Genomic DNA, 24,413 nt, shown 5'->3' with positions numbered 1-24,413 from the left:
TGGAGGTGATCCAGCCGCAGATTCCCCTACGGCTACCTTGTTACGACTTAATCCCCCTTGCGGAGCCCAGATTTGACCATCGGAAATGGCCTCATCCGGACCCCACTCGGGTGATTTGACGGGCGGTGTGTGCAAGGAGCAGGGACGTATTCACCGCGCCCTGCTGAGACGCGATTACTACCGAATCCAGCTTCATGCGGGCGAGTTTCAGCCCGCAATCCGAACTACGACCAGGGTTAGGAGATTAGCGTCCCCTTTCGGGGTAGCATCCCATTGTCCTGACCATTGTAGCCCGCGTGTTGCCCAGCTCATTCGGGGCATACTGACCTACCGTTGCCCATTCCTTCCTCCGCTTTGGCAGCGGCAGTCCCCCTAGTGTACCCAACCATCGCGAGATGTTGCTGGCAACTAGAGGTGTGGGTCTCGCTCGTTGCCTGACTTAACAGGACGCCTCACGGTACGAGCTGACGGCGGCCATGCACCTCCTCTCAGTAGCTCGAGCAAAGACCATCAGCCTGACTGTCATTACTACTGTCGGAGCTGGTGAGATGTCCGGCGTTGAGTCCAATTAAACCGCAGGCTCCTCCGGTTGTAGTGCTCCCCCGCCAATTCCTTTAAGTTTCATCCTTGCGGACGTACTTCCCAGGCGGCTCGCTTCGCGGCTTCCCTACGGCACAGCGCAGGCTCGTAGCCTGCGTCACACCTAGCGAGCATCGTTTACAGCTAGGACTACCCGGGTATCTAATCCGGTTCGAGACCCTAGCTTTCGTCCCTCACTGTCGGATCCGTCTTCCTGAGGCGCTTTCGCCACCGGTGGTCCGTCCAGGATTACAGGATTTCACTCCTACCCTGGACGTACCCCTCAGGTCTTCCGGTCCCAAGCCGGACGGTTTCCGCTGGACGCCCACTCGTTAAGCGAGTGGATTTCCCAACGGACCTGTCTGGCAAGCTACGGACGCTTTAGGCCCAATAAAAGCGGCCATCACTCGGGCTGCCGGTGTTACCGCGGCGGCTGGCACCGGTCTTGCCCAGCCCTTATTCGTACACCGCCCTACGGTGTACAAAAGCGAGGACTATATGCCCTCGCACTCGGAATCCCCTTATCGCACTGTCGTGCAGTGTAAAGGTTTCGCGCCTGCTGCGCCCCGTAGGGCCCGGACTCGTGTCTCAGAGACCGTCTCCGGGTTCTCACTCTCATGACCCGTACCGATTATGGGCACGGTGGGCCGTTACCCCACCGTCTACCTAATCGGCCGCAGCCACATCCTACAGCGCCGGGGCGTTTCACGCTCACAGCATTCCAGCAATAGAGCGCTATTTCGGATTATCCTCAGTTTCCCGAGGTTATCCGAATCTATAGGGTAGTTTGGCCACGTGTTACTGAGCAGTTTGCCACGGGTCTAAACCCGTGCGACTCGCATGGCTAAAGCGGATTCCGATAGCAATAGCCTCCGGCAGGATCAACCGGAATGTTGCCCCTCAAAACGAGGGGCGAGGCGGGATGCATGTCGCATCACCATCTATCGGACGTTCGGGAATACTCGACCAACCGAGTATCACCGAACTATCAGGGCTAACATCAGATCCCATCTGTACGGCGGACCGTAGGGGTGGAATCCTCATCTCCTTCGGATCTAATTCGAAGCCGTTGTGGGTATTAAACCCATCGAACCGGCCCGACGATCAGATCCGAGCATGAGTCGGATCCAACGACCCATGCTCGCTGCATATACCATCCGAATGCCCTCATATACATAAAGGCATCGAATCGGGCGTGAATCCATCCGACAGATCCACGCTGGCAACCTATTTTGAAGAAACGTACATTCATACATAAGGACTTCGAATCTCTCCCGAAGCTATCCGCGTTCAATTGCAGAGACTCCGTCGATCCCACTGGCCATTCAGAACGTTCCGTTCGGTGGGGGCCACAGCACAGTTCCCATTAACGAGCATGTGCGTTGTGTGGAACCAGTAGAACGAATAATACGTGCCATCAACGAAGATTCAACCATGTCCAGCACAGATTTCGATTCCTTTGCTCACGAACAACATATGCGCACGGCTTTTGAACTGGCCCAAGAGGCCGCCGATCGGGGCGACGAACCGTTCGGGTCCGTGCTCGTCCGTGACGATACGGTACTCATGAGCGATTCGAATCGAGTGAATACTGCCGGTGATATCCGTCGACATCCTGAGCTTCATCTTGCCTACCGTGCGTGTGAGGAATACTCTCCTGCTGTGCGCGAAGAGATGGTCATGTACACGAGCACAGAACCCTGTCCGATGTGCGCAGGTGGAATGGTAACCGCCGGATTCGGGCGTGTCATCTACAGTGTCAGCAGTGATGAGATCGCAACGTTCACGGAATCCACACCAGGCGTGCGGTCCAGAGCAATTCTTGGTGATAGTAGTGACGTTATCGGGGGCTTGTTGAACGACGAGGGGCGTCAACTCCACGCCGACTACGACTGGTGAGCAGGCCTGAACTCATTTGGAAGGCCCTACTCCCGGCTGTAAGGACTCGGTGAGAAAACTCACATATCGACAAACCGAGCGACTGCAATGGCACAGATTTGTCGGTTCGTACCCAGAGATTCAGTACGTGTGAGATACTACCACAGGATACACCCATGTCACTGACCGACCGTCTCGGGGATACGTATATCGCAGCGCTACAACACGACCTCGTTGAGGTCCCTCCGGCCGCAACCCTCGTGGGGGTCGTCCGACGACCAACCGGCTGGTTCAACGCCGCCGTCGACGAAAACATTCGGGCACTTGGCCCGCCAGCAGCACTTCTCGATGCGGTCAAACAGCAGAACAAGGATTTTAAAATGCAGGGCTTGTGTGATGAAGGCGCGCACAACGCTGCCTGGGAGGCAACCGATTTTTACGACCAATACTACTCACATCTCAGATCGGATACTGCCGCGAACACAGCAGTCAGGAGGCTCAGAGACAGACTCAGCGACGGTGAACACCTCATACTCGTCTGTTTCGAAAACACCAAGAAAAAACGGTGTCATCGAACACTCATCCGAGAATATATCACAGAACAGCAAGAAGATGCGCCCTGAGCGTCGTATTAGTTCTCAACGTTTGCCTGTGACGTGCACAATGTAGCCAATCATTGAACGCATACGATCAACGGTTTTGTTGTCTGGGATCGATTCAAAAGCATGCGCTATGTCACGTTCGTGGCCTACCCAAAAGGGGATGGGATCAACCGGCTGGACCGACGGGTAAACGAACTCGGACTGGAGTACCGGGCCACTCACCGCATGGAACTGCTCGACGACGATACCGTTGCGATGTTTGCCGAAGGGCGAGGCGACATTGCGGGTCTCCGAGAAGTGCTGAACGAATCGCCCGAAGTCGTTGAGTTCTCACTCTCTGGGGATGATGCTGGGTTTTTCTCATACACACGGTATGGGGCCGACGAGCTGACTCGAATGCTCCTAGAAGAACGCCGGAAATCATCATCCCTGATGGATATGCCGGTCGAGCACACCGACGACGGTGGCCTCCGGGTGACATACATCGGAACAGAAGCCGCATTTACTGAAGCCCTTTCCAATCAACCAGACGGCGTCAGGATTGAAGTCGAACGAACGGGGCCCTACACACCAACTACCCGGCATGTCGTCTCCCAACTGACCGAGCGCCAACGCGAGGTGCTCAGGACAGCAACTGATCTGGGCTACTATCAGGAACCACGCAATACCACGTACAAAGACATTGCAAAGGCGACTGGCCTCTCGGAGACGACCGTTGGTGAACACCTCCGGAAGATCGAAGCGGTCGTGTTTTCATCGCTGCAGATCGGATGAACCACACGGAAATTATACGACTATTTTGGCTCCAAAGCTCACACAGAGCCCTGCAAGAGTCTCATGTGACAGCCACTAGATGAAGATGGCTCGTTGGTGGTCACGGCGTATGGTGTTCGAACACCGCCTCTGCCAGTGTATTCTTGTGACATTCATTTGGTCCTCCAGCGATTGTGAGGAGCTTTGCATCACGAAGGTATCTCTGTACGTGATATTCGGTCGTATATCCCATGCCGCCATGGAACTGAACGGCGGCGTTCGCGTTGTCTACTGCAGCCTGTGTTGCGTTGATTTTCGCCATGCTGAACTCACGAGTCACGTTGTATCCACGGTCAGCACGATCGGCAGCCCGGAGTGTTAACAACCGTGCCGTATCGACACGGTCAGCCATCTTGCCGACATCCCAGCGCACACCCTGAAATTCACCGATGTGTTGGCCATGTTGTTCACGAGTGCTCGTGTACGCAACCGTATCCTCAAGTGCGGCTCGTGCGACGCCGACACCCCGGGCAGGAACGTTTATTCCTGTGTGAATCTCTCCGCGCTCAACATATCCCTTACCCTCGCTCCCGACGAGTCGATTCGCAGGGACATAGACGTCATTGAAAGTGATACGCGGTGATTTGACGCTGTTCGCTCCCAATGTATCCCACTCCTCTTCAACCTCGAATTTCTCAGTTGGGACGAGAAACGCGCTGATATTGTGTGACCCATTCTCGGTCGAGCCCGTCTTCGCGTACGTGAGAACGTAATCAGCCTCAGGGAAGTTTGTCACCCACTGTTTGTGGCCAGTGAGCGTCCATCCATCGCCATCTCGTTTTGCAGTGGACTCCATTTCCAGTTTGTTGCTTCCTGCATCCGCTTCGCTGAGCCCGAGGGCACAGACCGTATCAAACGATGCCATCTCGGGAATCAGTGTGTCACGCTGTTCGTCGGAGCCGAACCGCTCAATGACAGTCGCAACACCGAGATGCAACCCAAGTATACTGGCCACGGACATGCATGCTGCAGAGAGTTCCTCAATCACCAGAGCGAGTTCGACGGCACCTTCTCCACGGCCACCATATTTTTCAGGAAGAGTCAGTCCCATAAATCGCCGTTCACTCAGGGTATCAAGGATCTCGGTGGGGTATGCTTCGCGCTGATCAAGCTCAATTGCCCGTGGTTTAATCTCGGTTTGTGCAAACGATCGTACCTCATTTCGGAGCGACTGTTGTTCCGTTTTTAATTCGAACCGCATACGAGATAGTAGAACGCAGGGAAACTAAACATGGTACCCACAGGGAACTGTCTCCTCAATCAGATCACCGTGGAATTCAATGTGCCACCAGACAGAGAATACGTCTACAGCAATGTGATCCCCCCGCCAAACCGCCCGCAACGCATCACAAAAGATGGACCAAAGCGATTTAGCGTTTCCACGCTAACTATCCAGCGTGAGTAGTTTACAGGGGGTACCGATGACCCTCGCCGCGGAATGGGTTAGCTCTGAATTTGCTCCATTTCTCTTTGCCGGATTGGTACTTGCCGGCCTCGGCACCATCGCGCTTTTTTGTATTGGCTTGACAGCGCTGTACCGACGGCGATCAATGCCATATCTGCTGATTACGCTTGCACTGGGTGCGCTCGTTCTCCGGACTGTTATCGGATGGGGAACGGCAGTTGGAGCTGTTCCAATGACGATACACCATTTCATCGAACATGGACTGGACTGTTTCGTCGCAGTACTACTGCTGATTACTGTCTATCAGAGTAGATCCCAGCGGTCCTTTGCTGCGGACGAGGACGATGCTACTGCCAAGAAGCCAGCCGTATCACAGGACGTTCAGAACCAACAGAAGTGATTTCGGATCGACGGGCTCAGGTGTGTCCATTCTAATAGCCAATTAACAGGGTGTATGGATCAGTACTCAACCAGTCCGAACAGTAACCTCGCTTTCTCACCCCTGAGCTGGCGCTCCCCATCGACAATGAACGACTACCGGACAGCTCCCTAACGTCCAACGCATGACCCACCAACGAGATCGTATTCACGACCATATTGTAGACCACCCAGGGCTGCATTTCAACGAGCTCACGCGACAGCTCGATCTTGCCCCGGGTCAGACCCAGTATCATATCAAGAAATTAATACGTGGAGAACAAATCGTTGCAGAGCAATATTACGGCCAAACTCACTACTATCCACCTGGTTTCGAGCAGTGGGAGCGTGGTTCACTGGCGTTATTTCGGCGAGAAACTGCTCGGGATATCCTGTTGTATCTGCTTGAACACGGACCAACGGCTCCAGCAACAGTCGCTAGCAAACTCGATTTGGCACGCAGTACGGTAGAGTGGCACGTTGATCGGCTATCCGAACAGGATCTCGTCGAAAAGCATCGTGACTGGCACAATCGAGTCACACTCGTCCCCTCGCGTCCAGATGACACGGCAATTCTTCTCAAGGAGATCTCCCCAGCGCTGCCTGATCGTCTGGTTGACCGGTTCATGCGGTTCGTCGATACGCTTCTCTCGGAGTGACGGTCTCCCTGAGAGATCTGAAATTCTCGGAGAGAGCCTGCTCAACGCATATACTGATGGGTTCCAGAATGCATCCTGTATTCGAACTTCTGTGCGGTTGTTTTCTCCACCCAACGACCCACACAGCACACGACCGGCCATTTGTGAACTGTTGCCATTACACATCTACACCTGTAAAGAATTATTGTGGTTTCATCATCGAAATCGAACGGTCACAGTCCATTCCAGATCGACACAATTGGCAGTGCGAATCCGTTAGACGCCGTCACAAGCGCTCGTACATGCGTCGTATGAACATTTCGATGATCGAGCCACAATCAATACCAGTAGTTTCGCCATATTCCTGAATGGTCTCGACAGTGAGTGTCCGAGACTGGACATAAATTATGCAAAAAGATGGAAATTCGCTACCGTATCGAGTCGACCGCCGGAAGTTTCTCAAATCGGGTATCGGTGTCGCAACAGCGACGATCGCTATCCCTGGATTGAGCCGTCGGGGAAGTGCCCATTTTCCGAACGAACTCGCGATGGATATCCGACCCGGGTGCGAGCGTAATCGAATCAACTCCACAGCCAGGGGGGTCATCCCAGTTGCGGTCTACGAAACCGAATTCACGGACGATAACGGAGAGTCAGTCGTGTTCGATCCGACCGACCGGGCAGTTCGCTATCGGTTCGGCGCGAAAGACGCCGTCGAAGAGGGAGCCGGTGCACGACCAGCACACGGGGGTCACAGTGAGAACGAAATCGACGGCCTCGTCCTTCATTTCCCAACGCAAGAGACCGAATTTGAACGCGGTGACACGACGGCAACACTCCTGTGGGAACGTGATGAAACCGGCAACCACGGTTACTCCGGAAACGATTCCGTGACAATCGTCAAATAGCACAGCAGACCCACGAGATTGAGGTTCCAGCTGTGTAGCTTTGGATCCGGGAGATAACCAATGTGAGGCCGTAAAAACCGCTACAATCCATGAAGTTGCACGAGCGTCTCGTGGAGTTGTGAGGCAGTGATTACATCCAACTGGTCGCCCTTGCTCTGTATATGCGCAAGGATGGCCTCCAGTCGGTCGGTATTGATACCGTGGAACATCAAAACGATCAGCTGTCGATGTTCCGCGGCGAGATCGATCGCTCGTAACGTCTGCGTTTCTTCCTTTTCAGGATTCACTGCAGGAACTGTAAGCGGGCTCGTGAGGGCCGCATTCGTCGGACCACCACCCGTGAACGCGAGATCGATATGCTCATCCAGAACGTCGAGAGAGTCGCCATCGTAGTTGTTGTACGGAGTGATAAAATACTCCGTCGAGTGCCCGAAACCATGCTCAGTTAGCCATTCAGCACTAGCCTCCAGATCCGCACGAAGTTCATCCGCTGAGAGTTTGGTGATGGCATCATGATCCATCGTGTGGCTGAGAATTTCCCAGCCACTCGCTTCCATCTCCTGTAGTTGCTCGATGGACATCTGCGAGTCGTTGCCCACGCCGTTGATGACCACTCCTGCAATCGCTGGGTAGCCATACTCCGACAGCAGCGGAAAGTAGTCGGTGTAGTGGCGCAACGACCCGTCGTCGAATCTGAGTATGACCTTCCCAGTGTCGGGAGAGGTGTGTGCGCGTAGATCATCGATCCACACCCGGATCTCGTCGGCGTTGATGATGAATCGTACCCGTTCAACGCGGGACAGATCAGGCTCCCCAAACGTCTTGTGTGGTGCGATATCGAGCCGGTGCCAGTCCATGGAAACGTGTCCATCGTACGTTCCCTTGAGCTGGAGCCGATTGGCACGATCAGGCGCGAACAGTTCTAGATACACCGATGGCTGGGCGTCTGGAAGATCAGGATAGTAGGCCAGTGAGAGATCGTTTCCCTGTAGGTCAAGCGGATCATCAGAAAAATCACCAACCGCGATCGCCTTACCGGTGGATGATTGGACTTTGAGCGACTGCGATCCCGTAAACGAACGTTCGTCTGCTGGTGTTACATCGCCACTCCAGTGAGACACCGCTTCCAGATCGTCTAGCTGTCGGCCCTCTACAACGAACCGATCCAGGGAGGGGAGCGACTCCTTCGTCGTATCTGGTGTCGTCTGGTCGTGCGTCACATTCTGTATCGTTTTTTCGTGGGCCTCGAGAGCTGTGTTCTCGTGTTGTTCAATATCGGATCCTACCCGTGGAAGAGACACCGTTGAGAGGCCAACAGCGGTGGTCACGGTACCGAGGAACTTCCGTCTGCGCATGCTATGCAGAACAGTCAAAACTGTAGCTATTAGTTATGTATCGCTTACTGGAGAATAAAACCATATGACGGAGACAAACTACCAGTATAGCAGCACAGATCCAATGTCTACCAGTTCATTCCCGGTCCTCTAACAGCCTGATGGATCTATGAAGCGATTTTTCGTTTCATTGTCGCTCCGGAACAGAGTCGCCCAGGAGTTTGGGTCGAGAGAGGTTCACAGACGAACTGTCATACTGTAGAAGTTCATCTAACTGCGTTGCTACCGTTCGTTTCCATCCCACCAATGTTTCAATATTTCGATGGGGCTATTCAATAATTTTATCCAGACAAAGACTTATACCCTATTTCTGAGAATCTAAACCCGGGCGAATACAATCGTATCATATTCCAGATTAGACAGATGACAATCAATTATTGAGGGACGCCACCGTTGAACACACCCACTCATCTGGAGGAACCACAATATGACAGACACTACCACCGGAGAGAGGAGCCCAGACACAGTACCGAAAAGTTATAAGAATTCATTCCAGATTGAGCCCACCAAGAACTCAATGGGACAGTCGGGGAACAACAATGTCGTCTGACACCGCGGCCGAAAGCGACCAAAGTGGACCGGAGGAGGAGCAAAACTGGAAAATGGTAGCCATTGGGGTAGTATCGTCGGTCATACTAGCCACGGGATTACACTATCTATTGTTATCCAACGTCGATATGCATCCCACGCTACACGCGCTTTTGGCCATCATCCTGTTTTTCCTCACAGGATTTGTCGTATTCCACGTTATAATGGGGTGATTGCTGGAGGGTAGAGGATAATTATTCCACGTTTCGCCCTGGATTTTTATTCCTCATTTGAGTCACTCAATCATTGGCATCCATACTGACGATGGATCGGAATCCTCCGTAGGCCATGCGCTCCATCTCGAACGGCATTTCTTTCGCAGCCTCTTGTGACTCCATTTCGATATCGGCCATCACCTTTTCGTTCACCGTATCCCGGTGTTCTCGGGACTCGAACACGATGAATGAGAACACCACCGTTTCGTCGTTGTCGGTTTCTGCAATCTGAGGGAACGTACGGATCGACATGCCGTCCATGTCTGGTTTCATATCGTCCCCGACGCCTTCGAAGTACTCGAGGGCACCATACTCAATCCAGAGCTTCCCGACCTCTGCTGCCATGTCACGATACGTATCGACCTTTTCATCCGGGACGGGCAGTACGAATCCATCGACATAGCGTTCCATAACTATGAAAAATACGTTCCCTGGCACAATAAAAATTTTTAGTATTTCATATAGAAAACTGGCCAATAATAGTACTGATTAGAACCACGCTACGCAGCAATCAGGGCACACCGATGCTGTGATCGACCGAAAGTGCGTTTGCGGAACACGCAGCTACGATTTCCAAATTAGTAGAGATATAGCAACATCAAACATCAAAATCAGCCGACACCACCCAGATGAAGAGTCTCAAACTGGTCGTAGAGTTCAGGATGGATCGCGCCATTTGTAAAAATTGAGTGATGCGAAATTATATCGACCCAGCCATAGAGTTTGGTAGGTATGCTTTCACTCTCCGACGTTCAGGTCATCGACCTGAGCATCGGCATCGAGCCAGGAGTCCCCAGCGAGCCGTGGCCACCCAAAGTCGAATCGTTAGATCATAGCGAGGGAGCTACAATACTTGCCGAAAATCTCCGGGCGACCGGCACCGAAAACGTGACTGCGGAGGATTTTCCTGATGAGATGGGACTCGCATGGGAAACGGTACAGGCGATCACCCACACAGGAACACACCTCGACGCACCGTGGCACTACGGACCAGCGGTTGGAGACAGCCCTGCAAAAACAATTGAAGAGATACCGATCGAGTGGTGCTGTGGAGACGCAGTGGTGCTCGATTTTACGTGGAAAGAAGCCGGAACCGAAATCACACCCGAGGACCTCGACGCCCAGCTAGAAGCACTCGATCACACGCTTTCAGCCGGCGAAATCGTACTCATTCACACCGGCTCGGACGAACTGTGGGGCGACCCGGAGTATTTGATGGAGTTTCCAGGGATGAGTGCACCAGCAACGAAACACCTCACCAGACAAGGTGTGAGAGTAATCGGCACGGATGCCTACGGCTTCGACAAACCCTTCACAGATATGGGCCAACGCTACGCAGAGACCGGCGATTCCGAGGAACTCTGGCCAGCACATTTGGCCGGACGAGAGGTCGAATACTGCCAGATTGAGAAAATGGCAAATCTTGATTCTCTTCCTCGGCAGACGAACGTTCCACTCGTGACAACGCCAGTGGTAATCGAGGGAGCGAGCGCCGGGTGGGTGCGTCCGGTTGCACTTTTCGAGGAAGGTCCATGAAGCTCGCCAGCTTCGAGGTTCCGACACCGCTCGGTCCGAAACAACGACTCGGTGTCCGTCTTGAGGGTGACACACAGGAGCGGTTGCTTGACGCGACGACTGGCTACGCATGTGTGCTCGACGACCGGGGTGACGCGACACCTGTTGAACTCGCTGAAGTCATCGTTCCACCCGACATGTGTGCGTTCTTGCGTCGTGGTGATCGGGCAATCGATGCCGTCCGAGAGACCGTATCGTTCATATCAGAGACCGACATCGAACTGGGACCAGACGGTGCTCAGATCTACTTCGAAAGCAGTGCAGTGCAATTGTTGAGTCCGATAGTACGACCGAACTCGCTGCGCGATTGTATGGCGTTCGAAGAACACGTCAAAAACAGCCTCGGTGAATCGATTCCAGAGGTCTGGTACGAGTTTCCGGTGTACTATAAAGGAAATCCGGATTCAATCGTCGGAACCGGTGCGAGGGTCGAATGGCCTGCCTACACGGACCAGTTGGACTACGAACTCGAACTCGCCGCGGTCATCGGACGCGAAGGACGGAATATTCCGGCCGACAGAGCAGAGTCGTACATCGCAGGATACACAATTTTTAACGACTTTAGCGCGAGAGACATCCAGTTACAGGAGATGCAAGGCAATCTGGGCCCCGCCAAGGGCAAGGATTTCGCCAACGCACTGGGACCATATCTGGTTACGCCCGACGCGTTCGATCTCGAAGACGCGACGATGACCGCCTCGGTTGATGGTGAAATTTGGTCGGAGGGGACGCCGGGAGCAATGCAACATTCGTTCGCAGAGATGATCGAACACATCTCACAGCACGAGACGCTCTATCCAGGCGATGTCATCGGCAGCGGCACGGTTGGGGAGGGATGCGGGCTCGAACTCGGTCGATTTCTTGATCCAGGCGCTACAGTCACGCTCTCAGTCGACGGGATTGGAACCCTAGAAAATCATATCGTCAATTCGAAGGGGTGAGTCCGTCGACCGCACAGGGCATATTTATTTTCATAAAATGGATAAATATCGTGAATATTTGTTGTGCTACCGGATGATATCCGTGGTATTTGTCACAAAATAGGTTTGAAGTCCATGAATTGGATTCTAACACTAGCAATCAGGTCCATCAGCCATGCTGCTCTGGACACCATTATCCATTGAGTGAGCAGATACGAACGATCAATCGTGTCTGGCACAACGCATATCTCATTCGTATACGAACAGTACTCATGAAACGCGGGACGGTAACGGAGATATATATCGCACCAGACAGTGGGGAGCCGATGGAACCAAAAGAAACGGTCGAGGCCGTCGCCGACCGCGGACTTCGCGGCGATCGATATTTCGAAGGCCGAGGACTGTGGAACGCACTCGACGAAGATCCAAGCCGAGAGCACACCGAAGCGAGCGACATCACATTCATCGAGACGGAAGCACTGACCGCCATCGAACGAGACGCGGATATCCGACTCCCACCCGGTTCACACCGTCGAAATGTCACGACGAAGAATGTACCGCTCAACCACCTCGTGGGTGAAACGTTTACCGTCGGAAACGCTGTTTGTGAAGGAATCCAGCTGTGTGAGCCCTGTGGCTACATGCAAGCGCTCGTCGGAGAGAATGGGCTCACTGATGCGCTTACACACCGAGGTGGCCTGAATGCATCAGTTCTCGAATCGGGGAACATCGACCGCGATGATGAGGTACGGTGGTAATGGTGGTATCCATAGAACTCACTGGATCCATCGTCGTCGAAATGACGACTGGCGAGTCGAAACCGTGTAAGTATGTGATTTTCCACGAAGGAGAACGGATTAGCCAGTACGAAACCAGTGCAGACCCACGAACGGCCGGCGGTCATGTCGGCCTTCGAAACATCATCTACAGACACACGAGTGACATTGATAAAAATGATATTTCCAGCCAATTATCGGAAGAAATTTCGAACAATGTAGAGGCCATAACGAACGAGTTCGGTTCGAGATGAACCACTAATAACAGCGCGAAAGAAAAGCCGGTCGAGATTACTCCAGATCGAATCGGTCGAGCGTCATCACTTTGTGCCACACATCGACAAAGTCACTGACAAATTTCTCTGCTGCGCCATCAGCGCCGTACACCTCCGCGATTGCGCGAAGTCGGGCGTTCGATCCGAAGATGAGATCGGCGCGCGTGGCCTTCCAGCGCTGCTCGCCAGTCTCACGGTCGTAGCCTACATACACCTGTTCATCGTCGGACACCGCCTCCCATTCGGTCTCCATGCTGAGCAGGTTTGCAAAGAAGTCATTGGTCAACGTTTCGGGCTGTTCGGTGAGAACACCAAGGTCGCTGTCCTGATAGGTTACATCAAGCGCTCGGAGGCCACCAACCAGAACGGTCATCTCGGTGGGCGTCAGATCTAGCAGTTCTGCCTTGTCTACGAGCAACTCCTCAGCTTCTCGCTCGGCTTCGTCCCCGTAGTAGTTCCGGAAACCGTCCGCTCGTGGTTTGAGCGCCTCGAACGACTCGACATCAGTCTGTTCCTGTGTGGCGTCGGTTCGTCCCGGCTCGAACGGCACATTCACGTCGAAGCCAGCCGCAGTCGCCGCCTCCTCTATGGCCCCATTGGCACCGAGGACGAGCAAATCAGCGAGCGACACTTCTGTGCCGTCGGTCCGCTCGGCGTTGAACGACTCCTGGATATCCGTCAGGGTGTCGAGCACAGTCGCCAACTGGTCCGGTTCGTTCACCTCCCAGCTACGCTGGGGCTCAAGTCGGATGCGTGCACCGTTTACACCACCACGCTTGTCGCTGTCCCGGTAGGTCGACGCTGCCGCCCAGGCAGTCTTGACGAGCTGAGAAACCGAGAGCCCCGAATCAAGAATATCGGCTTTGAGTGCTTCGGCCGTTTCCGCGTCGATCAGATCGTGATCGACTTCCGGAAGTGGATCCTGCCAGAGCATCTCCTCGTCAGGTACCTCCGAACCAATAAACCGCGACGGCGGGCCCATATCACGGTGGGTGAGCTTATACCACGCTTTTGCGAACGCATCCATGAGTTCCTGTGGATTCTCATAGAACCGCTCGGTAATCTCCCTGTAGTCAGGATCCTTTTTCAGTGCAATGTCTGTGGTGAGCATGATCGGCGTCACCTTCTCTGCGGAATCCTCGGCACCAGGCGCGGTGTTCTGCGCGTCGTCGTCTGTTGGCGTCCACTGCCATGCTCCACCTGGTCCCTTTTCGGGCTCCCACTCGTAGTCGAACAGATTGCGGAGGTAGCCCATATCCCACTGGATCGGCGAAGAAGTCCACGGGCCCTCGATTCCGCTGGTGATCGTGTCTGCACCCTTTCCAGAGCCGTGTTCGTTCTCCCAGCCGAGCCCCTGGCTCTCAATCGGCGCTGCTTCCGGTTCAGGACCGAGATTATCCGGAGAGTCAGCGCCGTGGACTTTTCCGAAGGTGTGTCCGCCCGCGATAAGCGCAACCGTCTCCTCATCGTTCATCGCCATTCGACCGAACGACTCACGGATGTTCTCGGCCGACGCGAGCGGTGCGGGTTCACCATCAGGCCCTTCCGGATTCACGTAGATGAGTCCCATCACGGTCGCACCGAGTGGGTTCTCCAGATCGCCATCCTCGTCGAATCGCTCTGAGGCCTCCATCTCCTCTTCTGGACCCCACTCGACCGCTTTATCTGGGGCGTAGGCGTCCTCACGACCACCAGCAAAGCCGAACGTGTCAAAGCCCATCGATTCGAGCGCAACGTTGCCCGTCAGAATCAGCAGATCCGCCCACGAGAGGTTCCGTCCGTATTTCTTTTTGACCGGCCAGAGCAGGCGGCGCGCCTTATCCAGGTTGGCGTTGTCAGGCCAGCTGTTAAGCGGTGCAAATCGCTGGCGTCCACCAGAGGCTCCGCCACGGCCGTCCGTTGTCCGGTACGTGCCGGCGCTGTGCCACGCCATCCGGATGAAAAGCGGGCCGTAGTGTCCGTAATCTGCCGGCCACCAGTCTTTCGAATCCGTCATCACTGCCTCGATGTCTTCTTTGACCTCGGCAAGATCAAGGCTCTTGAACGCTTCTGCGTAGTCGAACTCCTCGCCCATTGGATCGTCGTCACGAGCATTCTGGTCGAGAATGTCAAGTTCCAACCGATTTGGCCACCAATCTTGATTTGTCTTACTCATCACACGAGAGTTATTGCTTTTGCATATTAAGACTGTCTAATTCGATAAGGGATGTTCGAGAGCGCCAAAACAATCTAACTGAATCAAAAAATATTATTCACGGGGTGGAGCCCCACGGTCATTTCGGAGATACTCGGTCCCGATACGATCGACAGATTCAGCCGAACAGAGATTTCACCCCCATTGATACTACTGTAATGGAGGCCCTTCTTTCGGTTTCCCAGAGAGTATGCAGTCAACGGATAATCCGACAAATCTGTGGGCCCATTAATTATTCCGGTCACTGTCTTCTCCGTAGCAACTTTACACTGACCGTCGTTACAATGGTAAAGTAAACTGATATGTGCGAATCCAATCTTCGATACAATGGATCACCGCAATGGTGTAGTGTCGAAACATCCACAGCTGGACAGACGGTACAGCTCAAAATTGGAACGGGCTGGTGAGTGCGTGAGACGGCTCAGCACGCATCCAATTCGTTTTGGCTTGCAGCCTGCTGGATCGCCATGGTAGCCATATTCGCACCATCTTCGGCAATCCGTTTCGTGTATTCGAGCAACTGGCTAATGCGATGGCTCTCATCCGGATTTTCGCGCCAAAAAAGTTCGTAGCCGAACGAATCTATGTCCTCCTCAAGCTGTTTGGCCTCTTCAGTCGCCTCGTACGCCATACTGACGTGCGTGTCAGAAACCAAAACGTTGGCACCACGTTCAATAATAGTTCGGGCACGATCTGCATACGATTCGAGTTTCTGGGCGATGGCCTCCGCCGGGTCGAATGCGGCGGTGGTGAGTTGGGCAATTGTGACTGCGTGATCGGCCACTCGCTCAAGCTGGCGTGCCAAAAAAGCGTAGCCAAACAGCTCTGTTCGGGACGTTCCCAGTCGTTCGACCGCCTGGAGGTTAGAAAGCGACCGCCAGAAAAATCGCAATACAGCCCCAAAGAGCTTTTCTGACTCCGTTTTTCGACCAACAACAGCATCCCTGAGCGTCGTATCGCCAGTCAGTAGGGCATCGATCGCATCCCGAACCATCGCGAGGGCGATGTGGTTCAATCGAAGGACGCTCTTGTGGACCGAGAGGCTCCCTGCATCGATGAGATTCTGGAGCACCACTCGTTCTTCGGTCGTTTCGAGAATCTCAAGTCCACTCAATTCACTGATCGCGCCGGCGATCGTTCGCTGGAATGCACGATCTGCATTCGTTTCGTCGATGAGCGAGATTGAATCGACGCCAACGAGATAAAACGCTTCAATCGTCCTCGTGAGGGCGCCAGCGTCAATCGATCGGACACTAACTGTTGCCGTCCGGTCGCGCGCTCTGTCATTCGGAGCCGTTTCGATGCGGAGCGAGCCGTTCGGTTGTGGGTAGAGCTGTAATCCAACACCCGCCTCGATGTTCTGTTCGATAGCCCATGTCTTGGGAAGGGAGACGGTGTATGTGGTACCACCCGAGAGTTGGACTTTGCGGGTCTCCATGGAGGCTCAACTGAGGGACATACAATGAGGACTGGTATGAGCAATACTGTGATCACCATAGCCGTCCGGTTTACACACTTTTACGCGCGTACGCGACAGAAAAGAAATACCCGATGCACGGGCGTTCGGGCTGGTTCCAATCAGCGTGTTTGATGGGCCCAGGTAGCTACCAGTATCATGGATCGCCTACACGACGAAACGCAGTGTTGGCCCGACGCGCCGTAATCGCATCGCTCTCCGAATCGCCGACAAAACAAGCGGTTTCTGGGGCCACACCCAGCCGATCCACCACGGTGCGCAGTGGTTCAGGGTGTGGTTTTCGGTGAGGAACACTGTCCCGACCGACGATAACATCGACATCGTCGCCAACCCCATGCGTTGCGAGTGCGGTTTCGCAGGCGGCCTCACAGTTGAGTGAACAGATGCCGACAGGGAGTTCGTGGGTTTCGAGTTCTGAAAGCAGCCCACGCCCGTCGGAGTTTTCTGCGCCAGCACATTCGATCTCGCAGAGAACGGGTTCAATCTCCGCCATGATACCGAGCGCGTCGGCATCCTCCAGCAGATCCAGTGCATCACCCGCCCCCGGTTCGCCACCGTGGTCACGGATGATTTTCGCGATTGGATCGGCGGCTGCCTGCCAGTCCACAGCAAGGTCAACGAGCGTTCCGTCGAGATCGTAAACGATCGCGTTGTAGCTATCAATCACTCATAGGCAGGAATGTCGGAGAGTCATACATTTTGTGTCCCCCGTTTGTGCTCATTGACAACAGTGAAAGCGGATACGGATCAGGAAATTTTGAGATATGGCCATCATTTGTAAGTGCGCAATTAATAACCAAAATAGACTTAATAATTGAGTATATTAATTTATATATGGATATTACTTATAAAATTATATCCCGTCACACCGACGCTCGGACCGGCTCTGGAAAATTCCTGCATCGTTCGAGCGAAACTTTCGTAGTGAGCACTGACAATCACGAAGCGGCCCCCACCGATCGAAGAACCCGTTTTGAGGGTGTGCAAACATCACTGGAAGGGGTCAATGTTACGTGGATGGAGCTATGATCGGAATGGACAGCTACGTTCGACCGCATGGTGATCGGGCCGCACTGCTCACAATTGATGTTCAAAACGACGTCTCACTTCCCGGTGCTCCCTGGGAGATTGAGGGAACGGCCGCAGTTGTTCCACGCATTCGAGAACTGGTGGCGACGTTTCGAGATCGGAATGCGCCAATTGTCCACGTCGTTCGGCTGTATCAGGACGATGGATCGAACGTCGATCCATGTCGACGCGCCGCAATTGAGGACGGCACCGGCGTGCTTCGTCCCGAAACAGAAGGATCGCAGCTTGTTGACGCGCTGAAGCCCTCATCTGCAGCGAGTCTCGACGCTGATACTCTGTTTGCGGGGGCGTTCCAGTCACTCGGTCCCAACGAGTGGGCAATGTACAAGCCACGGTGGAGCGCGTTTCACCGGACGGATCTGGAAGCGTTCGTTCATGCCAAATCGATCGACACCGTCGTGATCTGTGGCTGTAACTTTCCGAACTGTCCCCGAACGACGATTTACGACGCGAGCCAACGCGACTTACGCATCGTGTTCGTGCCCGACGCCACGTCAGGAACCTATCCACGGGCGCTTGAGGAAATCAAGGGGATCGGTGCTGCCGTGCTGAATACCCAGAAAACCATCGATTGGATGAACGACGGGACAGACCCCTGGGAAAGCTCCGAGAGGTGAGTACCGTTCGCCAACGAATGCACTCCAAGTGAATCCGGAATGGCTTGATCACCACTTGTACTGGAGCGGTCTCGCCGACAGGTCATTGTGTGAATCGATCGTCTTTCGAGAGAGCAATCAAATCATTCGCAAGATCCACTTCCGAGATAGTGCAATGGGTACCGGAGACGTCAGTGTAAGAGAGACCGACCCGACAGCTCAAATATATTGGATGAACTCTAAGATGCCAGTCCTATCACCTGTAACTATCCATCTAACCTGTCCGACATCACGGGATATTACACCAAAAACACACTATCTATACGACTATAGTGGATTTATTCCATTAATCTACATTCAAAAATTATTTATTTGTGCAATGGTATCAGCGTGCGTGGAACGAAACGCGACCTTCGAGTTCGACCGGCGGACGTTTTTGAAGCTGGCGAACGGCGCCGCGCTCACCACCGGGATGCTGTCCGGTGTAGCTGGGGCTGAACGACCACCGTGGCATGGAAATAACGAACATGAAACGAAGCTGTCCCGTCTCGATACGTATCTGTCGTCGAACGATCTGGAATCCGTCTGGTTTGCGGATTCGGATTCGTACGTGTGGCTGACCGGGCACAGTAACATCATCGATCGGAGTTCATCAACCGGGGTGGCCGCGGTGGGCTACGATGGCGATACGCTGACGATCGTCGTCGACAACGACGAACGAGCGCTCGTCCGTGAGGAATTGTTCGATGGACCGCCACACGGTGTTGGGAGAGGCGATGGCAATACTGAAAACCATCCTCACGGCGGCCCACCGGGTCACACTCGTGGCTTCCCGGAAGTGGATATCGTCACGTTCGGCTGGCACGCGAGTTCTGTCGCAGACACCGTTGCAGAGGTTGCAACCACGCCAGCGGCGGCCGACTTCGACGTTTCAGGATTCGACCGCGTAAACGCCACCGCACTGCGACAGCCCCTTACTGAGAGCGAACGAGAGACATACAGATCGATCGGGGAAGACACCGCCCGTGCGCTAGAGAGCGTCTGCAAAACGCTCCGTCCCGACGACACCGAACGAGAGGCAGCCAGGGCAGTCAGCTCGACAATGGACGCATTCGGCCTCGAGCATCCAGTAGTGCTCGTCGCCGGTGAAGAGCGCGCCCAGAAATATCGTCATCCGGTGCCGACCGACGCAGAACTGAACGGCTACGTGTCGATCTCGGTCGTGGGCCGCCGTGCTGGATTGTACGCGAGCTGTACGCGAACGGTCGCGTTCGACCCACCCGAATGGTTCGAGCGCCGGACCGAGAGCGTGTTGCGGGTCGATGCCACTGCACTTGGAGCGACACGGCGAGCGATCCAGAACGGTGGAACCGCGGGTGACGTGTTTGAGGCGATCCAGACCGCGTACGCGCACGCTGGTGTGCCAGATGAGTGGAAGCTCCACCACCAGGGTGGTGGGGCCGGTTACGCGAGTCGGGAGTGGGTAGCAACACCAGACGATTCAACGCCGGTGACCGGTCCAATGGCCTACGCCTGGAACCCGACGCTGCAAGGAACGAAAAGCGAAGGGACCGTCCTCATTTCTGCGTCGGGATACGAGCCGGTCACGCTGACTGGCGAATGGCCGACGCGGTCTGTCGAATCGTACGTCCACGACGAAGTCGTCGTTCGACCGGGGGTGCTCTACGTCGACACGTAAGCGTTCACACAGCCGTGAGAGACCGTTTCGGCGGTTAAGAGCTCACGGACAATCGAAACCATCCATCAGGCTTTTTTGTTGCTCAGGATTCGCCGTGCCATTCCGCCAGAAAGCGTTCGAAAAATGTTTCGAGAAATTCGTGTCGGCTATCGGCGAGTTGACGGGCTGGTGCCGTGTGCAGTTCGTCTCTGAGTCGGAGAAGTTTGTCTTCGAAGTGATACAGCTGTGAGTACTCCTTCCCGGTGGGATCCCAGAACGGCGTCCCATGGACGCCCCCAAACGCGAACGTTCGCGCGATACCCACCGCACCCATCGCATCGAGATTGTCCGCATCCCGAAGAATCTTCGCCTCGATCGTCTCGGGAGTGGGGTTCTCACCACGGAATTCGAGATCGTCGTGTACCGCGACACAATGTAGGACTGATTCGCGCCGCTGGTCATCGACTCCGACCTCCGTAAGAATCTCATCAATCGTGCTCAGCGTCGCTCTGGGGTCACAGCCCGTGCCATCTCCCTGCACGCGGTGAAGATCGTGGGTCAGCGCCGCACACCCAACAATCACATAATCGGCATCCAGTTCCTCTGCGAATCGCTGTGTGAGCCGAAACACACGCCAGACGTGGTGCATGTCGTGCCCCGATGCATCGGTCGAGAGAGACGCACGTACCGCAGTTGCAACGGCCGGAAACGGCGCTTCGTCGTGGTTGGGTCCCCCGGGGTGGCCACCAAGCGTGGGATCGGGATTCGAAAGCGTTGGATTCGGACCATCATCAGGTGCCGTCGTCATTCGTACACAGACTGCTCGTCGAATCTCTGTAAAAATGACTGATGGGAGTTGTTGGGCACGACCGTGAGCTTGACACTGGTACGGACGATCTAGGATCCCACGCAGAAATTCAGGCTTCGGTCAGTGCGTATAGCGTTCCATTTCCGTGCACGTACAGCGTCTCACCCACGAGTGCGGCCGGCGACAGCGGCCCGAACTCATCACCTGGTTCGAATCGCCATCGTACTCGTCCGTCAGCCGCATTGACGGCCACCATACCACGATCCTCCGTTGGGTAATAGACGACGCCATCCGCGACTGCGGGCGGCGCAAATCGCGGACTTCTCTCGGGATGGATATTGCTGCGCCACAGTTCAGTCCCATCTTCGATATCGACTGCAACCAGCTGATCGTGTTTCTTCCGGTGCATTCCCGCGAACGCAACACCATTGGCTATGGCGACGGCCCCGGTATCATGGTCCAATTGGGGTGGGGCAAACTCCCAGTGAGTCGTCCCATCGTATCCGATCCCTGCGAGTCCATCGCTGGTGCCGACGACGAGCAACCCTGACGTCGCCGTTACAGATCCTGCCATCGACGTCTCATCCGCGGGTCCGAACGTTCGTTCGCCAGTATCTACATCATACCCAATCACACCCATGCCGAAGTTCGGAACGTAAACTGTCCCGTCATAAACGACTGGCCGACTGCCACCGCCGTCTGCACGCCAGCGTATCCGGCCACTGCTCGCATCGATGGCGAGCAGTTTCTCGCCCACAACCATGAACACCGTCTCATCAACTGCCACAGCATCCGACCGGTGAGAGCCACTGCCAAATAACGACACCCCTTGCGTCAGTGGTGTGGTCTGCCAGCGTCTGTGCCCAGGCGAAACCCCCGCTATCAGGGAACCACCACGGCCGTGGATACCGACTGCTCTTGTAGCCGTGGCGAACGCAATCGTCGGTGATCGATACGCTCGTGCAGGAGCAACCGCCGGCGATCCTGAACCGTCTGTGTGCTCACGAAATCGTACTGCACCGGTCGCAGCGTCCACACAGAGAAGCTCCCTCCCAACAGCATACACCAGTCCATTCGCGACGATTGGCGTTGGCGGAAAGTTCGCCCCAAGTACGGAATCAATCTGTTGTTGCCACCGGATCGTCACCCCATCTTTCGGCGGCGTTGCTTCAGGAGCGTGACTCGTTCCACCCGGATCACGCTGGGCCATCGGCCACGCCGACGATCGGCCCTGACGTGGGGGTCGTGACCCCGTGGATCGAAACTGCCAGGCGAACAGCGAGCCGACAACCATGCCACTGCTCGCTAACAGCCGCCGTCGTCCAGTGTCGATATCCATGGGATGATTGTGGTACGCAAACCAATAATACGTATCAATTTCTGCGACAGTTCAGACCTCACCACTAGAAAGGTGCTCAAGCAATGTGTCGGTAACTGCAGACCGCTCGTGGTGGACCCAGTGTGAGGCATTCGGAAAGGTCCGGAGGTCACCATCTGTACAGTATTCGACCGATCGGTCTGCCAACTCTGGACACAGGGCAATATCATTTTCGCCCCAGCAAATCAATGTGGGTTGAGAAACAGTGTCACTTGCTGGCCGCTTCGAGCGTCGGAGGCCACGATACCAGTTGATCATGGGCGTGACGCCGTTCTGTCGCCAGGCCGCTCGATACCGACGGATGGCCTCGTCGTCGAACGTTCCAGGATTCGCAGATTTTTCGAGCGCCGACACCAGCAAGGCTGCGTCGTTCCGGCCCAGTAGCCACTCGGGAAACCGTGGTAGCTGGTAAAAAATGGCGTACCAGCTTCGTGCGAGCTGCCGGGGAGAGCGACGGATAAATGCGTGATACACCGTCGGATGAGGAACGTTGAAAATGGCGAGCCGATCGACGCTGTCTGGCTCTCTGAGTGCGAGATGCCAGGCGACGTACGCACCGAAATCGTGACCCACAACGTGAGCCGAGTGTCGGCCCTCGCTTTCGATCAGCGCACGGACGTCAGCCTCGAGATTCGAGAGCCGATACGCGTCGATACCCTCGGGGGCCTCGCTCAAATTGTACCCACGTTGATCCGGAACGAGAACACGATAGCCAGCGTCAACCAGGGAGCGAAGCTGATTGTGCCAGCCATACCAGAAATCAGGATAGCCGTGAAGCAAGACGACGAGCGGCCCGTCGGGGTCGCCAGCCGCTACGACGTGGAGCCTGACGCCGTCTCCATCACGGTAGGTAGAAGAAATACGAGCATCGTCGAGTAACGACGCGTCAGTGCTCGTCGAATCAGTGGTTTCTGCCATCGATGAAGTCATGCGTTCGCCATGGTATTCAATCGTTGTGTGGAATAGGATCCCAACCGACAGATCCGTGACAATCGACGATAGAGTACGGAAGATCACCGTATTCGATGTGTTTCCACCGCGTCTTCGTCGATCGACACACCCAGTCCAGCATCTGTTGGCACCGAAAGCGCACCATCAGTGATCGACAGCGGATCGTCGATGATGTTGGCTTCCCAACCATAATAGGTCGAATCAGGCGGCAGAGAAAAACCAGGAATCCCAGTCACTGCATGGGCGATTGCTGCGGTGCGGACACCCAGATCGAACGCACAGTGGTGTGTAAACGGAATGCCTGCGTCTTCGAGAATTGATGCCTGCGATCGCAATCCACTGATCCCCCCTGCCGGCGTCATATCGATCACTCCAACGTCCATCGCCCCGGCCTCGATGAGCCGACGACAGTTCTGCGGGATGTACGTGTCCTCGTTCGGGGCGATCGGCTGACACAACCGTTGGCGAAGCCTGGCCAGAGAGCGATGGGCGTTCACTCGAATCGGCTGTTCGAGATACTGCAGATGGATTCCCGATTGCTCAAGTTTCGATCCAACCCGAACGGCCTCATCGGTCGTCCAGCCCTGATTCGGATCCAGCCGAAATTCGAGTTGTCCACTGGTTTCCTCGTGCATGGCTTCGATTCTCGCCACGTCATCCCGCCAGTCCGCACCGGCTTTGGTTTTGAGGACACGAAACCCAGCATCGAGCGCTTCTCTGGCCTTCTTGCGTGAGACGGACGGCGAGCAGATCCCAAGACAGAACGCCACGGGAACGTCATCAGGACCAGAAACGCCAGTGGTGTGTGTCTGGCGGTGATTTCTTGAGGTCTGTGATGGCGCCGTCCAGCCCCCAAGCAACTCGTAGACGGGACAATCGAGCGTTTTTCCCACAATATCCCAGCACGCCATCTCCACGGCTGCGAAGAACATATCCGTGTTCGTGTACTCGACGAACACCTGCCGTCGGAGTCCTTCTATTTCGAACGGCGACTGGCCCTCGACGAGCGGGCCGATTCCGTCTTCAATGATCGACACGGTCGCTGCTGGCGACAAAAACACTCGCATTTCGCCCCATCCCGTGGTGGCACAGTCCGTTTCGACACGGACGAGCACGCGCTCCATCGACTCGAGACTGCCGTGGTTAGTGACGTACGGCGCGATACCGAGTGGTTCCTCAAGTGGTTTGAGCGGAACGTCGACAGGTATTGCAGATACGTTGACAATCTCCATGCGAACCGTTCGTCGAACGCTCTCAAA

Annotated in this window: 21 protein-coding genes and 1 rRNA gene; 11 read left to right on the top strand and 11 right to left on the bottom strand. The window is 55.0% G+C overall.

The genetic code is table 11. From position 1 onward, the window contains the following. Window positions 1-1,471 (bottom strand): 16S ribosomal RNA (locus JXQ78_RS17610). A gap of 542 nt (window positions 1,472-2,013) precedes the next feature. Here JXQ78_RS17610 and JXQ78_RS17605 point away from each other — a divergent pair. The 3 genes from JXQ78_RS17605 (at window position 2,014) to JXQ78_RS17595 (ending at window position 3,833) form a co-directional block, all read left to right on the top strand. Continuing rightward, window positions 2,014-2,478, top strand: a complete 465-nt coding sequence (locus JXQ78_RS17605) for a nucleoside deaminase (RefSeq protein WP_330633151.1) — start codon at window positions 2,014-2,016, stop codon at window positions 2,476-2,478. Window positions 2,479-2,633: 155 nt separating this feature from the next. Continuing rightward, window positions 2,634-3,080 (top strand): DUF488 family protein, N3 subclade, encoded by a 447-nt coding sequence (locus tag JXQ78_RS17600; protein WP_330633150.1) that lies wholly within the window; start codon window positions 2,634-2,636, stop codon window positions 3,078-3,080. 102 nt (window positions 3,081-3,182) lie between these two features. Next, window positions 3,183-3,833: a helix-turn-helix domain-containing protein gene (locus tag JXQ78_RS17595; protein WP_330633149.1), complete on the top strand. Its 651-nt coding sequence runs from the start codon at window positions 3,183-3,185 to the stop codon at window positions 3,831-3,833. Window positions 3,834-3,933: 100 nt separating this feature from the next. Here the strand turns inward: JXQ78_RS17595 and JXQ78_RS17590 are convergent, their stop codons facing one another. Next, complete coding sequence (locus tag JXQ78_RS17590) at window positions 3,934-5,073, bottom strand: acyl-CoA dehydrogenase family protein (protein ID WP_330633148.1); 1,140 nt, start codon at window positions 5,071-5,073, stop codon at window positions 3,934-3,936. Window positions 5,074-5,269: 196 nt separating this feature from the next. Between JXQ78_RS17590 and JXQ78_RS17585 the strand changes: the two genes are divergently transcribed. From JXQ78_RS17585 to JXQ78_RS17575, 3 genes are all read left to right on the top strand, one after another. Then, a complete protein-coding gene (locus JXQ78_RS17585) occupies window positions 5,270-5,677 on the top strand; it encodes a DUF7471 family protein (protein ID WP_330633147.1) in 408 nt (135 codons plus the stop codon). A gap of 163 nt (window positions 5,678-5,840) precedes the next feature. Further along, complete coding sequence (locus JXQ78_RS17580) at window positions 5,841-6,353, top strand: winged helix-turn-helix transcriptional regulator (protein WP_330633146.1); 513 nt, start codon at window positions 5,841-5,843, stop codon at window positions 6,351-6,353. Between the two features lie 386 nt (window positions 6,354-6,739). Then, entirely contained in the window at window positions 6,740-7,240 is a 501-nt protein-coding gene (locus JXQ78_RS17575) for a hypothetical protein (RefSeq protein WP_330633145.1), read from the top strand. Between the two features lie 80 nt (window positions 7,241-7,320). Here the strand turns inward: JXQ78_RS17575 and JXQ78_RS17570 are convergent, their stop codons facing one another. Further along, entirely contained in the window at window positions 7,321-8,595 is a 1,275-nt protein-coding gene (locus tag JXQ78_RS17570) for a polysaccharide deacetylase family protein (RefSeq protein ID WP_330633144.1), read from the bottom strand. A gap of 866 nt (window positions 8,596-9,461) precedes the next feature. Further along, on the bottom strand, window positions 9,462-9,848 hold the full coding sequence (locus tag JXQ78_RS17565; RefSeq protein ID WP_330633143.1) for a DUF1428 domain-containing protein: 387 nt from the start codon (window positions 9,846-9,848) through the stop codon (window positions 9,462-9,464). Window positions 9,849-10,169: 321 nt separating this feature from the next. Between JXQ78_RS17565 and JXQ78_RS17560 the strand changes: the two genes are divergently transcribed. The 3 genes from JXQ78_RS17560 (at window position 10,170) to JXQ78_RS17550 (ending at window position 12,690) form a co-directional block, all read left to right on the top strand. Then, on the top strand, window positions 10,170-10,973 hold the full coding sequence (locus tag JXQ78_RS17560) for a cyclase family protein (protein WP_330633142.1): 804 nt from the start codon (window positions 10,170-10,172) through the stop codon (window positions 10,971-10,973). Beyond that, window positions 10,970-11,953 carry a fumarylacetoacetate hydrolase family protein gene (locus JXQ78_RS17555; protein WP_330633141.1) on the top strand — a complete coding sequence of 328 codons (984 nt, stop codon included), beginning with the start codon at window positions 10,970-10,972 and terminating at the stop codon, window positions 11,951-11,953. The genes JXQ78_RS17560 and JXQ78_RS17555 overlap by 4 nt, the downstream gene beginning before the upstream one ends. Before the next feature lie 305 nt (window positions 11,954-12,258). Beyond that, window positions 12,259-12,690 (top strand): MOSC domain-containing protein, encoded by a 432-nt coding sequence (locus tag JXQ78_RS17550; protein WP_407934092.1) that lies wholly within the window; start codon window positions 12,259-12,261, stop codon window positions 12,688-12,690. A 309-nt stretch (window positions 12,691-12,999) separates the two neighbouring features. Here the strand turns inward: JXQ78_RS17550 and katG are convergent, their stop codons facing one another. From katG to JXQ78_RS17535, 3 genes are all read right to left on the bottom strand, one after another. Then, window positions 13,000-15,138: a catalase/peroxidase HPI gene (gene katG, locus JXQ78_RS17545; protein ID WP_330633139.1), complete on the bottom strand. Its 2,139-nt coding sequence runs from the start codon at window positions 15,136-15,138 to the stop codon at window positions 13,000-13,002. A 460-nt stretch (window positions 15,139-15,598) separates the two neighbouring features. Beyond that, entirely contained in the window at window positions 15,599-16,615 is a 1,017-nt protein-coding gene (locus JXQ78_RS17540) for a phosphate uptake regulator PhoU (protein WP_330633138.1), read from the bottom strand. Between the two features lie 175 nt (window positions 16,616-16,790). Beyond that, window positions 16,791-17,321: an HAD family hydrolase gene (locus JXQ78_RS17535; protein ID WP_330633137.1), complete on the bottom strand. Its 531-nt coding sequence runs from the start codon at window positions 17,319-17,321 to the stop codon at window positions 16,791-16,793. 358 nt (window positions 17,322-17,679) lie between these two features. Between JXQ78_RS17535 and JXQ78_RS17530 the strand changes: the two genes are divergently transcribed. Together JXQ78_RS17530 and JXQ78_RS17525 are read left to right on the top strand one after the other, a co-directional pair. Continuing rightward, on the top strand, window positions 17,680-18,360 hold the full coding sequence (locus JXQ78_RS17530) for a cysteine hydrolase family protein (protein ID WP_330633136.1): 681 nt from the start codon (window positions 17,680-17,682) through the stop codon (window positions 18,358-18,360). A gap of 451 nt (window positions 18,361-18,811) precedes the next feature. Then, complete coding sequence (locus JXQ78_RS17525) at window positions 18,812-20,038, top strand: M24 family metallopeptidase (RefSeq protein ID WP_407934091.1); 1,227 nt, start codon at window positions 18,812-18,814, stop codon at window positions 20,036-20,038. A gap of 82 nt (window positions 20,039-20,120) precedes the next feature. On the opposite strand, the gene JXQ78_RS17520 is transcribed toward JXQ78_RS17525, so the two are convergent. From JXQ78_RS17520 to JXQ78_RS17505, 4 genes are all read right to left on the bottom strand, one after another. Continuing rightward, complete coding sequence (locus JXQ78_RS17520) at window positions 20,121-20,825, bottom strand: HD domain-containing protein (RefSeq protein WP_330633134.1); 705 nt, start codon at window positions 20,823-20,825, stop codon at window positions 20,121-20,123. 109 nt (window positions 20,826-20,934) lie between these two features. After that, window positions 20,935-22,164: a PQQ-binding-like beta-propeller repeat protein gene (locus JXQ78_RS17515; protein WP_330633133.1), complete on the bottom strand. Its 1,230-nt coding sequence runs from the start codon at window positions 22,162-22,164 to the stop codon at window positions 20,935-20,937. A 51-nt stretch (window positions 22,165-22,215) separates the two neighbouring features. Then, the gene (locus JXQ78_RS17510) at window positions 22,216-23,121 is read right to left on the bottom strand and encodes an alpha/beta fold hydrolase (protein ID WP_330633132.1); all 906 of its coding nucleotides are present in this window, start codon (window positions 23,119-23,121) and stop codon (window positions 22,216-22,218) included. A gap of 95 nt (window positions 23,122-23,216) precedes the next feature. Then, window positions 23,217-24,386 carry a mandelate racemase/muconate lactonizing enzyme family protein gene (locus JXQ78_RS17505; RefSeq protein WP_330633131.1) on the bottom strand — a complete coding sequence of 390 codons (1,170 nt, stop codon included), beginning with the start codon at window positions 24,384-24,386 and terminating at the stop codon, window positions 23,217-23,219. Between the last annotated feature and the right edge of the window lie 27 nt (window positions 24,387-24,413).

The sequence above is a fragment of the Halocatena halophila genome (assembly GCA_027563145.1).
GTDB lineage: Archaea > Halobacteriota > Halobacteria > Halobacteriales > Haloarculaceae > Halocatena > Halocatena halophila.
The sequence above is the reverse complement of the archived record's forward strand: the minus strand, read 5'-3'. Positions and strand labels throughout refer to the sequence as shown.